Annotated in this window: 14 protein-coding genes; 11 read left to right on the top strand and 3 right to left on the bottom strand. The window is 67.6% G+C overall.

The genetic code is table 11. The annotated features are described in order from the left end of the window. Positions 1-9: 9 nt before the first annotated feature. On the bottom strand, positions 10-1,443 hold the full coding sequence (gene purB / locus AC0VYB_RS17085) for an adenylosuccinate lyase (protein WP_095375330.1): 1,434 nt from the start codon (positions 1,441-1,443) through the stop codon (positions 10-12). A gap of 182 nt (positions 1,444-1,625) precedes the next feature. On the opposite strand from purB, the gene AC0VYB_RS17080 reads away from it, so the two are divergent. From AC0VYB_RS17080 to AC0VYB_RS17055, 6 genes are all read left to right on the top strand, one after another. Continuing rightward, positions 1,626-1,871: a hypothetical protein gene (locus AC0VYB_RS17080; RefSeq protein WP_095375331.1), complete on the top strand. Its 246-nt coding sequence runs from the start codon at positions 1,626-1,628 to the stop codon at positions 1,869-1,871. Continuing rightward, positions 1,868-2,689 (top strand): hypothetical protein, encoded by an 822-nt coding sequence (locus AC0VYB_RS17075; protein ID WP_095375332.1) that lies wholly within the window; start codon positions 1,868-1,870, stop codon positions 2,687-2,689. Before AC0VYB_RS17080 ends, AC0VYB_RS17075 begins: the two co-directional genes overlap by 4 nt. Further along, complete coding sequence (locus AC0VYB_RS17070; protein WP_095375333.1) at positions 2,686-4,203, top strand: alpha/beta hydrolase; 1,518 nt, start codon at positions 2,686-2,688, stop codon at positions 4,201-4,203. Before AC0VYB_RS17075 ends, AC0VYB_RS17070 begins: the two co-directional genes overlap by 4 nt. Positions 4,204-4,604: 401 nt before the next feature. Beyond that, positions 4,605-5,699 (top strand): pyruvate dehydrogenase (acetyl-transferring) E1 component subunit alpha, encoded by a 1,095-nt coding sequence (gene pdhA, locus AC0VYB_RS17065; RefSeq protein WP_009376604.1) that lies wholly within the window; start codon positions 4,605-4,607, stop codon positions 5,697-5,699. Further along, positions 5,699-6,673: an alpha-ketoacid dehydrogenase subunit beta gene (locus tag AC0VYB_RS17060; RefSeq protein ID WP_009376603.1), complete on the top strand. Its 975-nt coding sequence runs from the start codon at positions 5,699-5,701 to the stop codon at positions 6,671-6,673. Before pdhA ends, AC0VYB_RS17060 begins: the two co-directional genes overlap by 1 nt. 17 nt (positions 6,674-6,690) lie before the next feature. Then, positions 6,691-8,130 carry a dihydrolipoamide acetyltransferase family protein gene (locus tag AC0VYB_RS17055; RefSeq protein WP_095375334.1) on the top strand — a complete coding sequence of 480 codons (1,440 nt, stop codon included), beginning with the start codon at positions 6,691-6,693 and terminating at the stop codon, positions 8,128-8,130. 310 nt (positions 8,131-8,440) lie between these two features. Here the strand turns inward: AC0VYB_RS17055 and AC0VYB_RS17050 are convergent, their stop codons facing one another. Further along, complete coding sequence (locus tag AC0VYB_RS17050) at positions 8,441-8,821, bottom strand: hypothetical protein (protein WP_063249527.1); 381 nt, start codon at positions 8,819-8,821, stop codon at positions 8,441-8,443. Between the two features lie 256 nt (positions 8,822-9,077). Beyond that, positions 9,078-10,106 carry a hypothetical protein gene (locus AC0VYB_RS17045; protein WP_063249529.1) on the bottom strand — a complete coding sequence of 343 codons (1,029 nt, stop codon included), beginning with the start codon at positions 10,104-10,106 and terminating at the stop codon, positions 9,078-9,080. Positions 10,107-10,779: 673 nt separating this feature from the next. Between AC0VYB_RS17045 and rpmB the strand changes: the two genes are divergently transcribed. The 5 genes from rpmB (at position 10,780) to AC0VYB_RS17020 (ending at position 14,127) form a co-directional block, all read left to right on the top strand. Next, positions 10,780-11,016 (top strand): 50S ribosomal protein L28, encoded by a 237-nt coding sequence (gene rpmB / locus AC0VYB_RS17040; RefSeq protein ID WP_063249531.1) that lies wholly within the window; start codon positions 10,780-10,782, stop codon positions 11,014-11,016. Beyond that, a complete protein-coding gene (gene rpmG / locus AC0VYB_RS17035; RefSeq protein ID WP_009376595.1) occupies positions 11,016-11,183 on the top strand; it encodes a 50S ribosomal protein L33 in 168 nt (55 codons plus the stop codon). Before rpmB ends, rpmG begins: the two co-directional genes overlap by 1 nt. Before the next feature lie 6 nt (positions 11,184-11,189). Beyond that, on the top strand, positions 11,190-11,495 hold the full coding sequence (rpsN, locus tag AC0VYB_RS17030) for a 30S ribosomal protein S14 (protein WP_009376593.1): 306 nt from the start codon (positions 11,190-11,192) through the stop codon (positions 11,493-11,495). 68 nt (positions 11,496-11,563) lie between these two features. Next, positions 11,564-11,851 carry an HU family DNA-binding protein gene (locus tag AC0VYB_RS17025; RefSeq protein ID WP_009376591.1) on the top strand — a complete coding sequence of 96 codons (288 nt, stop codon included), beginning with the start codon at positions 11,564-11,566 and terminating at the stop codon, positions 11,849-11,851. Positions 11,852-12,069: 218 nt separating this feature from the next. Further along, a complete protein-coding gene (locus tag AC0VYB_RS17020; protein WP_063249533.1) occupies positions 12,070-14,127 on the top strand; it encodes a bifunctional copper resistance protein CopD/cytochrome c oxidase assembly protein in 2,058 nt (685 codons plus the stop codon). Positions 14,128-14,339 lie beyond the last annotated feature (212 nt).

Genomic DNA, 14,339 nt, shown 5'->3' with positions numbered 1-14,339 from the left:
TCGAAGGGCTCAGCCCTTCGCGGCTGCGTTCCAGGCGGCGACCTCGTCGCGGGCGAGCTGCTCGGCCAGCCCGATGTAGCTCGCCGGGGTGAGGGCCCTCAGGCGCCGGGTCTCCTCCTCGGGCAGGCCGAGGCCTGCGACGAACTCCTGGAGGTCGGCCTGGTGGATGCGCTTGCCGCGGGTGAGCTCCTTGAGCTTCTCGTACGGATTCTCCATCCCGGCCACGCCCTGCAGACCGGCCGCGCGCATGACCGACTGGATCGCCTCGCCGAGGACCTCCCAGTTCCCATCGAGGTCGGCGGCCAGCGCGTCCTCGTTGATCGCGAGCTGCCCGAGTCCCTTGACGAGGTTGCCCAGCGCGAGCACCGAATGCCCGTAGGCGACGCCGATGTTGCGCTGGGACGTCGAATCGGTGAGGTCCCGCTGCATCCGGGAGGTCACCAGCGTCGAGGCGAGCGAATCGAGGAGGGCGGAGGAGAGCTCGAGGTTCGCCTCGGCGTTCTCGAAGCGGATCGGGTTGACCTTGTGGGGCATCGTCGATGATCCCGTGGCGCCCGCGACGGGGATCTGCTTGAAGTAGTTCATCGAGATGTAGGTCCACATGTCGGTCGCGAGGTTGTGGGCGATCCGATTGAACCGGGAGATGTCGGCGAAGAGCTCGGCATCCCAGTCGTGCGACTCGATCTGCGTGGTCAGCGGGTTGAACGTCAGGCCCAGGCTGCCCTCGACGAAGGTGCGGGCGATCTGCGGCCAGTCCGCGCCGGGCACCGCGGCCATGTGCGCGGAGTACGTGCCGGTCGCACCGTTGATCTTGCCGAGGAATTCGGTCGCGGCGATCCGCTCGTACTGGCGGCGCAGGCGGTGGACGAAGACCGCGAGCTCCTTGCCCATCGTCGTCGGCGTCGCCGGCTGCCCGTGGGTGTGGGCGAGCATGGGGACGTCGGCGAGGTCGGCGGCGGTGTCGGCGAGGGCGTCGATGAGGGCCTTCGCGCGCGGCAGCCACACCTGTTCGGTGGCCTCCTTGATGCCGAGCGCCCACGAGAGGTTGTTGATGTCCTCGGACGTGCAGCAGAAGTGGACGAGCTCGCTGAGGTCGTCGGCGCCGATCTCGACTAGTGCGTCCTTGATTGTGTATTCGACGGCCTTGACGTCGTGGACCGTGACCGCTTCGTGAGCGGCGAGCGTCGCAATCGTCTCAGCGTCGAAGCCCGCGGCGAACTCCCGCAGCGCCGTGACCTCTGAATCGGTGAGAGTGCGGACGCCCGGGATCACCGAGTTCTGCGCGAGGTGGATGAACCATTCGACCTCGACGCGGATGCGGTTGCGGTTGAGCGCGGCCTCCGAGAGGTGATCGACGAGGTCAGCGGTGTCCTTGCGGTAGCGACCGTCGAGCGGTCCGAGGGCGATGGCGGGTGAGACTTCAGCAAGCGAAACGGTCGGCATGCCCTCATTTTCTCACGACCCGCCGCCGCAGGCGGACTCGCGCTCACCCGCCTGTGGACGGGCAGGGGACTCGCGTGCCAGGCGGCTGTGGACGCTCAGGCCGTGTCCACAGGCCGATTCGCCCCCCTTGGTCTCGGACGGCCGGATTCCTAGCCTGGGGGCGATGACGAGAGGAGACCGGGATGATCACCGACGAACTCGCCGCCAGCCGCGACGGCTGGCGGCAGCGGGCGAACGAGCTGCGGGCGCTCGCGAACGCGGCCCGGCGGATCGACGGGTGGGACTCACCGGCCGGCCGTCTCCTCGTCGAGCGTCTCGGTTCGTGTGCGGAGGCGATCGGTCTCCTCGCCGATCGGGCCGACGACCTCTCCGAAGCCTACGATCTCCACCTCCAGGTCGTCTCCGTGGGCGGGAGGATCCAGCTGTGAACGGCCACGGCGTGCTCGACTCCCGGTGGATCACCGTCGACCTCGGACGCATCCTCCGCCTGCCTGACCGGCTGCGCCGCCTGTGGCCGAGCGATCTCCTGCCCCAGACCGACAATGACGGTTCCGTCGGGCCGACCCCTTCGGGACGGTGTGCGACCCGGCCGCCGGGGTCTGCCGTCCCGGACGGGGATGGCCACCCGCCGGAGCTCGGCGGGCACCCGCCGTCACGGGCCGCCGTCGCCCGGGCGGCCGCCTCGGCGGGGATCACCCTGACCGCACCGTCGGCCGCTGTCCGCGAGGAACTCCCCGCCGAGGTCGTGCGCCCGCGCGACCTCGACGTCCTCTCGGCGTGGCTGGCAGGGTTCGCCGCCGAACTCGACCTCGCCCGCACCCGGATGGCGCTCGTCGTCGGTGCCGAGAACAGCGCCGTCCACCTCGAGATCGCCATCGCCGCCGACTCCTGCCTCGCGATGCTCGCCCTGCGCGGAGCAGACAACGCCGACTTCGCCGGGTACGAGTTCCTCCGCCGCCTCGTACCGGGTGAGGTGGCGTCCGTGTGCGAGGACCTCTCCGACCTCGTGGCCGGCGACTGCGTCCTCACCCTCACCTGCCTCGGCAGCAGTGCCGACGGGCAGCCTGCCCGCGCAGGGATGGAGTTCCTCCACCGACAGGCGGGGAGATGGTCGCGACCGCTCCTCGAGCGAGGGGAGAACGGGATGACGGTCGCGCGCACGGAGGAGATGCCCGATGGTGCGGTGCGGATGGTCGTCGCCTCGATGCTCACGCGTCTGCGCTTCGCCGAGGTGGGCTCCCCATGATCGGAACGACGACCCGTGGCGGAGGCGGGATCACGGTCGGCGATCGGATCGAGATCAGCGGCACCGACCTCGACCGCCTCGGCGCGCGGGTCGGGGAGCTCTCGGCCGATGGCACGGTCGGCGACTTCGACCTCGGCACCCTGCTCACGCAGGTGCCGGCGCCGCTCACCGCCCTCAACCTCGACGCCGCCCGGGTCCGCTATCACCAGCAGCTCGCGCTCGTGCTCGCCGAACTCGAAGCGACGGTGCTCGCGATCCGCACCGCAGCGCTCGCCTACCGCGAGGCAGAGAAAGGAGTGAGCGAGGTCTTCGGGGGACTCCTCGACGGCCTCGGATATGCCACCGGCAGGCTCATCGCCATCAGCCTGCCCGTCATCATCCCCGCCGCCATCGCCGTCGGCGTCCCCGCCGTCGCAGGATGGCAGATCATCGACGCCACGGGACTCGACGACGTGGTCGAGCGGCACTTCGGCATCGACCTCGGCCAGGCCAAAGCCGACATCACCGAGGACTTCGTCGCCCTCGTGTTCGAGAACTCCGACGCCACCGGTGCCGTCATCGAGCACGTGCTGCCGGGGATGGTCGTAGGCTTCCTCGGGCTGCCGCCGGGACTGCTCGCCGTCGACTCGGACACGACGCTGTGGCCCCACGACTCGGGGTCGATGACCGCGTGGGTGCTTGCGGCCGCGAACCTCGTCGGTCTGCTCACCCCGTCCGAGGTCGAGGTGTGGAAGGCGCAGGGACTGACGCAACCCCACACCAGACCCCCGGCCGACGTCGCCGAGCTCTACGACCGCGAAGCCGCCCAGCATCGCGGAGTCGACTCGGGCCAGGTGCGCATCGAAGAGGTGCGCTCTCCCGACGGAACCACGCGCTACATCGTCTACGTTCCGGCGACCACGGACTGGTCACCGGTCCCGGGGGAGAACACGACCGACCTGACGACGAACGTCGAGGGCATGGCCGGCAACGACACGGTGATGCGCGAGATGGTCCGGCGGGCGATCGCCGACGCCGGGATCCCAGACGACGCCGAGGTGATGCTCGTCGGGTACTCCCAGGGCGGCATCACGGCCGGGTCGCTGGCCGCCGATCCCGCGTTCCTCGCCGACGTCAACGTCACCGCGCTCGTCACCGTCGGGGCGCCCGTGTCCGACTTCCCCATCGATGAGGGCATCGACGTCCTCTCGATCGAACACGAACAGGACCTCGTTCCCGATCTCGACGGCAACGAGAACCCGGTCCGGGACCGCTGGTCGACCATCACCGTCGACTACGATCCCGACGCGCTGCGGCAGGCACCGAACCTCGCCGACCGCAGCGACAAGGAGCTCGACGACATGTTCGACTCCGCGGGCGCCGCACACTCCTCGGCCGCCTACTCCGCCTCGATCGGTCTCATGGTCGCCGCCGGTCACCCGGCACTCAGGGGATTCACGGCGAGGAACGCGCAGTTCTTCTCCGGCCGCATCACCGAGACCCGGGACTACCAGGGACGACGCAGGCGCAGCTGAACGGATCGGGGTGCTCGGACATACGGTGGTCGGACTCCCAACCACCTCGGCGAGGATCGACAAACGGCACCGCGAACCTTTGGCGAGTGACGCACAGCACGAGGTCACACCCCTAGGCTGACCACGACCGATGATCTTCGGAGTCGGTGCGGACGCCGCTTCCGCACAGCGCGCTCGACACACCGGTCCAGTGGCACCGGCTGAGGCGATTCGGTATCGTTGACATACCTGTGAATCGCATCACTCGAGGGTGAGTCCTCCCACCAGAGGCCCCGCCCGCAGCACCCGGTCCGCCACTGGTCACCTCCGGTGGGTCGGACCACGAACAAAGGAGTACTGGAATGACCTCGAACATTTCAGTGGGATCCGGGACTGCCCACAGTCAGCCCACGGAGCCTCGCATGATTCAGATGCTCACGGAGGACGGCAACCGCGTCCAGTCCGGAGAGTACGACGCGTTCGCCGCAGAGCTCACCGATGAGGATCTGCGCGGGTTCTATCGGGACATGGTCCTCGTCCGCCGCGTCGATGCGGAGGGAGCCGCACTGCAGCGGCAGGGACAGCTCGGCCTCTGGGCGCCGATGTTCGGCCAGGAGGCCGCTCAGATCGGCATGGGGCGCGCAGCGCGTCCGCAGGACTTCGTCTTCCCCACCTACCGCGAACACGGCCTCGCCTACACCCGCGGCGTCGAACCGGAGACCCTCCTCGGCATCTTCCGAGGTCAGAACCACGGCGGTTGGGATCCGCAGGAGCACCGCTTCCACACGTACACGATCATCATCGGCTCCCAGACTCTTCATGCCGCCGGGTATGCGATGGGTGTGAACATGGACGGCGACGTCGGCACCGGCGACCTCGAGCGCGACACCGTCGCCATCGCCTGCTTCGGTGACGGCGCGACCTCCGAGGGCGACGTGTCCGAGGCGCTCAACTTCGCCGGGGCCTTCCACGCCCCTGTGCTCTTCTTCTGCCAGAACAACCAGTGGGCGATCTCCGAGCCCACCCGTGTCCAGAGCGCGGCCCCGCTGTACAAGCGCGGCGAGGGCTTCGGGGTGCCCGGCATCCGCGTCGACGGCAACGACATCATCGCGATGTACTCCGTGGCCCGTGCGAGCCTCGACTCCGTGCGCGCCGGCAACGGTCCGATGCTCATCGAGGCCTTCACCTACCGTCGTGGTGCCCACACCACGGCTGACGATCCGACGAAGTACCGTGACCGCGCCGAAGAGGAGATCTGGGAGGACCGCGACCCGATCACGCGTCTGCGCGCCTACCTCGAGAACCACACGGACACGGGTGAGGACTTCTTCGCCGAGGTCGACGCCGAAGCCGACACCCTGGCCGCGCGCATCCGCCACAACTGCGTGACCATGGAGGACCCGGATCCGGTCGAGATGTTCGCCAATGTCACCTCCGAGCCTCACTCGCTGGTCGATGAGGAGCGTGCGGAATTCCTCGCATACCAGTCCTCATTCGCCGATGCAGGTGAGGCCTGATGGAGAAACTTCCCCTTTCCAAGGCGATCACAGCCGGTCTGCGGAAGGCCATGGAGGACGACCCGAAGGTCGTCCTCATTGGTGAGGACATCGGAAAGCTCGGCGGCGTCTTCCGCGTCACCGAGGGCCTGCAGAAGGATTTCGGTCCGCAGCGGGTCATCGATGCGCCGCTGGCCGAATCCGGGATCGTCGGCACGTCGATCGGCATGGCGATCCGCGGCTACCGGCCCGTCGTCGAGATCCAGTTCGACGCGTTCATCTTCCCCGCCTACGACCAGATCGTCACGCAGGTCGCCAAGCTCTACAACCGCACGCTCGGCAACGAGCGCATCCCGATGGTCATCCGCGTGCCCTACGGCGGTGGGATCGGCTCTCCCGAGCACCACTCGGAGAGCCCGGAGGCCGTCTTCGCCCACCACGCCGGCCTCAAGCTCATCAGCCCGTCGACGGCCAATGACGCGTACTGGATGATCCAGGAGGCGATCAAGAGCGACGATCCGGTGATGTTCTTCGAGCCCAAGCGCCGCTACTGGCAGCGCGGGGACGTCGACACCACTCGTCATGATCTCGGGATGCTCGAGGCGCGGGTGCTCAGCGAGGGCACCGACGTCACGCTGGTGACCTACGGCCCGCTCGTGCCCACGGCCCTCGACGTCGTCGCGGCGGCCGCGGAAGAGGGCAAGAGCGTCGAACTCATCGACCTGCGCAGCCTCAACCCGCTCGACCTCTCGACGATCGAGCGCTCCGTGGTCAAGACCGGTCGCCTCGTCGTCACCCATGAGGCGCCGACGTTCCTCGGTCTGGGATCGGAGATCGCCGCCCGCATCTCGGAACGCTGCTTCTTCAACCTCGAGGCCCCGGTCATCCGGGTCGGCGGGTACCACACCCCCTATCCGGGCTCGCGGATGGAAGAGCACTACCTGCCCGACCTCGATCGCATCTTCGACGGTGTCGACCGGGCCCTGGCCTACTGACGAGAAGGAGAGCAAGAATGGCATTCGAATTCCCCCTTCCCGACGTCGGCGAAGGCCTCACCGAGGCGGACATCGTCTCCTGGAAGGTGTCCCCGGGCGATGAGGTGACGGTCAATCAGATCCTCGTCGAGATCGAGACCGCGAAGTCACTCGTCGAGCTGCCCAGCCCTCAGGCCGGGACCGTCGGCGCCCTCCTCGTCGAGGAGGGTCAGACCGTCGAGGTCGGCACCCCGATCATCCGCTTCGGAGGTGCCGATGACTCCGGCGCCGAGGCGGCCGAGACGATGTCCGCGCCCCACGCCGAGACGCAGGCGCCTGCCTCCGAAGGCGCGGTGACGACCGACGACGAAGGCGGTGCCACGCTCGTCGGCTACGGCGCGAAGGCTGCCTCGTCGAAGCGTCGCCCCCGCAAGGGTGCGCCGGCGACCGGCGGCTCCGGTGCGTCGGCGACCGGCGGCACTGCCGCCGGTTCGGCTGCGGAGGCTCCGGCAGCGCAGTCGGGTGCGGGAGCGCAGTCGGGTGCGGAAGCGCAGCCGGCCGCGGAGGCGCCGACCGCCTCGGCGGGTGTGGCCCCCACGGGAGCAAAGCCCCTGGCCAAGCCGCCGGTGCGCAAACTCGCGAAGGACTTGGGCATCGATCTCGCCACGGTCACTGCGACCGGCTCCCGCGGCGAGGTCACTCGCGCCGACGTCCAGGCGGCCGCCGACGGCTCGGCCGCACCTGCAGTCTCAGGGGCGACCGCCTCGGCGAGTGTCGATACCGGCGAACTCGAGGAGCGGATCCCGTTCAAGGGCGTGACGAAGATGATGGCCAAGGCCATGGTCGACTCCGCGTTCACGATGCCCCATGTCACGGAGTTCCTCGACGTCGACGTCACCGAGACGATGGCGTTCGTCCGTCGGCTCAAGGCGTCGAAGGTGCTCGGCGAGGATGTGCGTGTTTCTCCGCTGCTCATCGTCGCGAAGGCCGTCGCGTGGGCGGTGGGACGCAACCCGCGGATCAACTCGGCCCTCGAGGGCGATGACATCGTCGTCAAGAAGTACGTCAACCTCGGGATCGCCGCTGCGACTCCGCGCGGACTCATCGTGCCGAACATCAAGAATGCGCACGCGATGGGTCTGACGCAGCTCGCACAGGGCATCCAGGACCTCACGGCCCTGGCCCGGTCGGGCAAGACGCCTCCGGCGGACCAGACGGGTGGGACGATCACCATCACCAACGTCGGCGTGTTCGGCGTCGACGCCGGCACCCCGATCATCAACCCTGGTGAGGCCGCGATCCTCGCCTTCGGGCAGGTGCGGAAGAAGCCGTGGGTGGTCGACGACGAGATCGTTCCGCGCGAGATCACGACCCTGTCGGTGAGCGCCGACCATCGCGTCGTCGACGGCGAGATCATCTCGAAGTTCCTCGCCGACGTCGGCCGCGGCCTCGAGGATCCGAGCGTCCTCCTCGCGTGAGGTCGCGCGCCTCGTTCGGTAGGTGTGTCCCGCTCGGTAGGGGTGTCCCGCTCGGGTGAGAAGTCGTCGGGTGACCGGTACGCAAGCTCCGACGCCACAACGCCCCAGCAGCGATAACGCCCCCGCAGCCTCTTGTCCTACCCTTGCACGCGTAGGACAAGAGGCTGCGAGGGCGTTGCGCGAAGCTGCCGGGAGGACGTATCGCTCAAGGGGAGATGCGGCGCCCCGGGTGGGAATTGCTTCGAGAGCCGTCTCGGGACACAACAGGACTCACGCTCTGCTGGTCTGTGGAACAAGCTGGCAGCACTGTTCACCCGGCGGCGCGCTCAAACTCAGACTGTCGTGGCCACGCCACAGCGGATGCGGCCGCCACCTGCACACCGGCTGCCAGCGTCACGCCCAGAATCCACCAGAGTCCTGCGTCGAGCAGCACTGACCATGCGGTGACGACGAGGCCGGCGCAGAATGCCATGAGGACGAGACGCGGTTTCGGAACGAGTCGTCGTGCCCGAAGAAGCGGGACGAGCAGGCACAGCCAACCGACGAGCAGGACGATGACCCCGATCGAGTCCGACGCTGATGGCCCGTGGTCGTTGCTCAGCGACAGCACTCGCGCACCTTGGTCAGGCAGTATCACCACGACAGTGCCGATCAGCGACAGGGCGAACCAACCGCAGAGGCCGAATCTCATGTGCCTCCGCGCCGGGGCGGAGCTCCGTGTACGCCGCATTCTCAACTCCACGTCCGCGTGATCGAGATGCCCCCAGCATAGACGCAGCCGGGGCATAGCGCGTGTCGACGAGTTCCGTCGAAAAGTATGACGCCCCCGCAGCCTCTTGTCCTACCCTTGCACGCGTAGGACAAGAGGCTGCGGCGGCGTTGCGCGAAGCTGCCGGGAGGACGTATCGCTCAAGGGGCGATTCGGCGCCTCGGGTGCTGTGGGCACCCTACTTGTCGAGGTAGGCGCTGTTCTTCTCGGAGTACTTGCCGTCCTTGACGAGCCGCTTGGCGAGGCAGTGGTCGCGGTCGAGACCCCATGAGCGGCACTGCTCGAGCGCCGGGCCGGAGTCCTTGTACGGCGTATCGATGACGGTGACCCAGTAGCCGCCGGTCTTGTACGCCTTCCACTCACTGCTGTCGAGGAGGATCGCGCCCGGGTACTTGACCTGGTTCGCCTTGAATTCGTCGAGGATGTCCTGCGCCGACCACGTCTTCCCGTCGGCTTCGGTGCCGACCTGCTTCGCGCTCACCTGCGTCACCCACTGACCTTCGAGTGCGGCGGCCTTCTCGGCACCCGACTCGACGAAGCCGTCGAGCTCCTCCTCGGGCGAAGCAGAGGGCTGGACGAGTTCGTCGCTCGGCGACGGTGCCTGCGAGGTCGGCTCGCCGCTGACATCGGCGGGCACGGTCCCGGTCTCCGGAGCGAGCCACCGGATGCCGAAGAAGCCGACGAGCGCGAGGACCATGACGATGGCGAGGATGACGACGACGACCTTGAGGCCGGTGCTTCTGCGCGGGCGCACGGACTGCGTCTGACCGGAGTCGGGACCGCCGTAGCCGGGCACCGCTGCGAAGCCGCCCGAATCCGTGCCGCGCCAGGAGGAGCCGCCGGCATGACCGGGCTGGGCGGGGAACCCGCCGCTGTTCGGGTTGCGGGCCTCACCGGTGCGGCGAGGTCCTCCGCGACCGCCTCCGCGGGCGGGTTCGGGCGCGCGCGCGTTGATATGGTCCTGGAACGGTGAGCTGCCGGCCGGAGCGAAGACGTTGCTGCGGCGGGTCTGCGAGACGGGGAAGTCGCCGGTGTGGCGTTCGATGTACTCGTAGTACGTCGAACGGTCGAACTCGGCCTCGGCCGGGTTCGGGTCCTGATCCTGTCCCTGCGGCCGGGCCTGGGCGCCCCGGCCGGATCGATCGGTCGGAACCCAGTCATCGCTGGTCGCGGGACGGATGCGCGGCCTCGGTGGAACGTCGCTCATCTGTCCTCCAGAGTGCCAGATGTGGTGGCAATCATCTTCTTACCTTGACACGAGTTCCATGGGTCTTCAACACGGCCCCGAAGTCCCCGTACCCCTTACATCTGCAGTGATCGCCGAGGCGGCCCGACCCTGAGCGCGGCCGTGCAGAGGGGCGTCTGGCAAGGGGAGTGGGTGTCCGACCCGCCGAGATCCGCGAAGATCTGGGCCACACCCCTACCGGAAGGTAGTTGAAATGCAGACTTTTCGGGCGAGCGGCGGCTCGCGCGGTGGCCCGGGTGACTTCGGAGGGTGTGAATTTGCCCAGAAGGCTTGGGTCTCTCTAAACTGGTTGTCTGTTGTGTCGTGACGGCCCGGTCCCCGACTGATCCGCCGCGACCGACATGGTGCTCACCCACCGCTGCACTCCAGCTTCGGCCATCTCTCACAGGCTACGGCTTCAGCGCTGGTGAGACATCTCGCCCGAACGGGCATGCCTGTTTCGGCGTACACAATTTCCATTGCGAACGCCGCGTGCACGGGTGCACATCCGCCTTTCGACCGGACGCAGGTCCGCGCCTGGGTCGGATCGTGCCCGCCGCAGCAGCATCGCGTGAATTTGTTGATGTCTTCCGACATCGGCGCAAGCGAATGAGCTTGTCTCGAGAGTCGGTAACTTGTGAACTGGAGGAGAGTCATGGCAGCAACCTGCCAAGTCACCGGGGCCGTTCCCGGTTTCGGACACAATGTGTCCCACTCGAAGCGCCGCACGAAGCGCCGCTTCAACCCGAACATTCAGACGAAGCGCTACTACGTCCCGTCGCTGCGCCGCAACGTCACCCTCAATGTGTCCGCCAAGGGCATCAAGGTCATCGACGTCCGCGGGATCGACGCCGTCGTCGCCGAACTCATTGCCAAGGGAGTGAAGCTCTGATGGCGAAGACCCAAGACGTTCGTCCGATCATCAAGCTCAAGTCGACTGCCGGCACCGGGTACACCTACGTGACCCGCAAGAACCGCCGCAACAACCCGGATCGCATCGTGCTCAAGAAGTACGATCCCGTCATCCGCAAGCACGTCGATTTCCGAGAGGAGCGCTGAGCGCACATGGCCAAGAAGTCCAAGATCGCCCGCGACAAGCAGCGTCGCGTCATCGTTGAACGCTATGCGGAGCGCCGCGCCGCCCTCAAGCGTCAGCTCACCCACCCCGACAGCACGGACGAGCAGCGTGAGGAAGCACGCCTCGGCCTGCAGAAGCTTCCTCGCGATGCCTCGCCGGTGCGTGTGCGCAATCGCGACCAGGTCGACGGCCGCCCCCGCGGCTACCTGCGCAAGTTCGGACTCTCGCGCGTCCGCTTCCGCGAAATGGCGCACGACGGCGAGTTGCCCGGCATCACGAAGTCGAGCTGGTAATCTCGAGGGAGTTCGTTATCGGAAAACGGACCGGTAACTGACCGACTTGTCCTAAGGAGGACACTTTTATGGCTAAGAACCGCAGTGAGCTCGTTGCAGAAGTTGCCGAGAAGTCCGGCCTGACCCAGAAGCAGGTCTCGGATGTTCTCGATGGTGTCTTCGATGTCTTCTCCGACGTCGTCGGCAAGGGCGAGAAGCTCACCATCCCCGGCTGGCTCTCCGTCGAGCGCACCGAGCGTGCCGCTCGCAAGGGTCGCAACCCGCAGACCGGTGAAGAGATCGAGATCAAGGCCGGCTACTCCGTGAAGCTGTCCGCTGGTTCGAAGCTCAAGGCTGCCGCTGGCACCCCGAAGTGACCTTCGCGCTCAAGCGCAGGATGGCCCGGACCGATCGGTCCGGGCCATCTGCTTTCCCCGGGCGATTCCCACGCCGAGGCGGCTGACCGGAATCGTGTCCGCCCCGCACAGCGGGGTGATCCTCAGGAGATCTGCACCACCTCGGCGGTCGTGAGTTCGCCGCCGCAGACCCCGGGACGATATCCTTGTTCCATGCACGAATCGGCAGGCGGACCTCTGTGACCTCTCACGACAACGAGCCGATCATCCGATTCACCGCTCGCGCAGCGATCCCGCTCGTCGCACTCCTCGGCGCAGCCGTCGGACTCGTCGCGATGCTCTACACGGGAGCCGCCGAGCCGACCGTCATCAACGACCCGGGAGCCGTCGTCCGCTTCGGACTGCCGGCCGCGAAGTTCGTCTTCAACCTCGCGATGAGCCTCACCGTCGGCGCACTCCTCTTCGCGCTCCTCATCCTGCCCCGCACGCAGGGGCGGATCCGGGGCAGGAAGGCGCAGCAGGACGAGCAGCCGCCGCTCGACGCGCTCTGGGAGAAGTCTCTCAAAGTCGCCGAGGTCGCCTCTGTGGCGTGGACGATCTCCGCTGTCGCCGTCCTCCTCTTCACCTTCGTCTCCACCGTCGGTGCGCAGGCCTACCTCAACTTCTCGAACCAGCTCGGCGTCTTCCTCACCCAGATCGCCTTCGGCCAGTACTGGGCCCTCATCGTCGTCCTCATCGCCGTCGCCTCGACGCTGTGCTTCGGCTCCCGGTCCTACCTCGGCCTCGCCTTCGCCGGCGTCCTCTCGCTCGGCGTGATGATCCCCCTCGCCCTCATGGGCCACTCCGCCCAGGCGTCGGGCCACACGCAGGCCGTCAACAGCATCGGACTCCACCTCTTCGGCGTCGCCCTGTGGCTCGGCGGTCTCTTCGTCATCGCCCTGCTCGGCTCCCGCCTCGCCAAGTCGCCCGAGCTGGGGACGTTCATCGCCCGCTACTCGTCGATCGCGCTCTTCGCGTTCGTCGTCGTCGCCTTCTCCGGCGTCGTCAACTCGATGCTGCGCGTCGAGGACCTCGCGGATCTCATGACCCCATACGGCCAGGTCATCATCGCGAAGACCTTCGCGACGATCCTCCTCGGGCTCGTCGGCTTCTGGCACCGCCGGTTCGTCATCGCCCGGCTCGGCAAGGTCGCCTCCGTGACGGGCGAGTTCTGGCGCCTCATCCTCGTCGAGTTCGTCATCTTCGGAGCGACGATGGGCCTGGCCGTCGCCCTCTCCCGCTCCCAACCGCCCGTCCCGCAGGAGCCGGTGGGCAACCCGACGCCCTCGGAGATCCTCACCGGAGAGCCTCTGCCCCCCGCACCGAACTTCGCCCGCTTCTTCTCCGAGTGGTCGGTCGACCCGCTGTGGGTCGTCGTCGCCGTGGGGCTGACGATCGCCTACGTCGCCGGGTACCTCCAGCTCCGTCGCCGAGGCGACACCTGGTCGGTCTTCCGCCTCGTCAGCTGGGTGCTCGGAATGATCGGCCTCGTCTACGTCACTTCGGGCGGCGTCCAGGTCTACGGCGAGGTGTCGTTCTCGGCGCACATGATCCAGCACATGCTCCTCGTCATGGTCGTGCCCATCCCGATGGTCCTCGGCGCCCCGATCACCCTGCTCATGCGGGCGACGACCGCGCGCACCGATGGCTCCCGCGGCATCCGCGAATGGGTGCTCTGGCTCGTCCACACCCCCTACATGCGCTTCTTCGCCAATCCGGTCGTCGCCTCGGTCAACTTCGCCGGTTCCCTCGTCGTCTTCTACTACGCGGGGCTGATGAAGTACGCCCTCGAGTGGCATCTCGGCCACGAGCTCATGATCGTCCACTTCCTCGCCGCCGGCTACCTCTTCACCCAGGCCCTCATCGGCATCGACCCCGGCGTCAAGCGGTTCCCCTACCCGCTGCGCCTGCTCATGCTCCTCATCACGATGGCCTTCCACGCCTTCTTCGGCATCTCCCTGCTCAGCTCCGAGGTGCTCATCGAAGGCGACTGGTTCGGCAACATGGGCACCGACTGGGGATACTCCGCGATCGAGGACCAGCAGCGGGGCGGCGCGATCGCCTGGGGCATCGGCGAGATCCCGACGCTGTTCCTTGCGATCATGGTCGCCTTCCAGTGGTCGAAGTCGTCCGACCGGGAGGCCAAGCGGGTCGACCGCCGGGAGGCCCGCACCGGCGACGCCGAGCTGCGCGCCTACAACGACATGCTCACGCAGATCGCCGAACGCGACGCGAACGCCGGTCCCCGCCGAGGCTGACTCCGGTCCCCGCCGAGGCTGACCCCGGTCCCCGCCGAGGCTGACCCACCCGACCGCCTCGGCGAACCCGTCTCACGCACACCTGATGTGCGGGAATGTGCACGTCGAATTCCCGAATTCCCGCCCTCACGTATCCCATTCGCCGATGTGATGGCGCACACTGTTTCTTGAGCACCATTCACCAATCGGGTGGATGTGGGCGCGTTCAGCCG

It is taken from the genome of Brevibacterium sp. Z349TD_9, assembly GCF_056173565.1.
Note: the sequence above shows the minus strand (reverse complement) of the source record. Positions and strands in the feature narration are given on the sequence as shown.

Excerpts from the sequence above, each read along its gene's own strand:
- purB (WP_095375330.1), bottom strand. The coding sequence starts at position 1,443 with ATGCCGACCGTTTCGCTTGCTGAAGTCTCACCCGCCATCGCCCTCGGA.
- AC0VYB_RS17080 (WP_095375331.1), top strand. The coding sequence starts at position 1,626 with ATGATCACCGACGAACTCGCCGCCAGCCGCGACGGCTGGCGGCAGCGG.
- AC0VYB_RS17070 (WP_095375333.1), top strand. The coding sequence starts at position 2,686 with ATGATCGGAACGACGACCCGTGGCGGAGGCGGGATCACGGTCGGCGAT.
- pdhA (WP_009376604.1), top strand. The coding sequence starts at position 4,605 with ATGATTCAGATGCTCACGGAGGACGGCAACCGCGTCCAGTCCGGAGAG.
- AC0VYB_RS17060 (WP_009376603.1), top strand. The coding sequence starts at position 5,699 with ATGGAGAAACTTCCCCTTTCCAAGGCGATCACAGCCGGTCTGCGGAAG.
- AC0VYB_RS17055 (WP_095375334.1), top strand. The coding sequence starts at position 6,691 with ATGGCATTCGAATTCCCCCTTCCCGACGTCGGCGAAGGCCTCACCGAG.
- AC0VYB_RS17050 (WP_063249527.1), bottom strand. The coding sequence starts at position 8,821 with ATGAGATTCGGCCTCTGCGGTTGGTTCGCCCTGTCGCTGATCGGCACT.
- AC0VYB_RS17045 (WP_063249529.1), bottom strand. The coding sequence starts at position 10,106 with ATGAGCGACGTTCCACCGAGGCCGCGCATCCGTCCCGCGACCAGCGAT.
- rpmB (WP_063249531.1), top strand. The coding sequence starts at position 10,780 with ATGGCAGCAACCTGCCAAGTCACCGGGGCCGTTCCCGGTTTCGGACAC.
- rpmG (WP_009376595.1), top strand. The coding sequence starts at position 11,016 with ATGGCGAAGACCCAAGACGTTCGTCCGATCATCAAGCTCAAGTCGACT.
- rpsN (WP_009376593.1), top strand. The coding sequence starts at position 11,190 with ATGGCCAAGAAGTCCAAGATCGCCCGCGACAAGCAGCGTCGCGTCATC.
- AC0VYB_RS17025 (WP_009376591.1), top strand. The coding sequence starts at position 11,564 with ATGGCTAAGAACCGCAGTGAGCTCGTTGCAGAAGTTGCCGAGAAGTCC.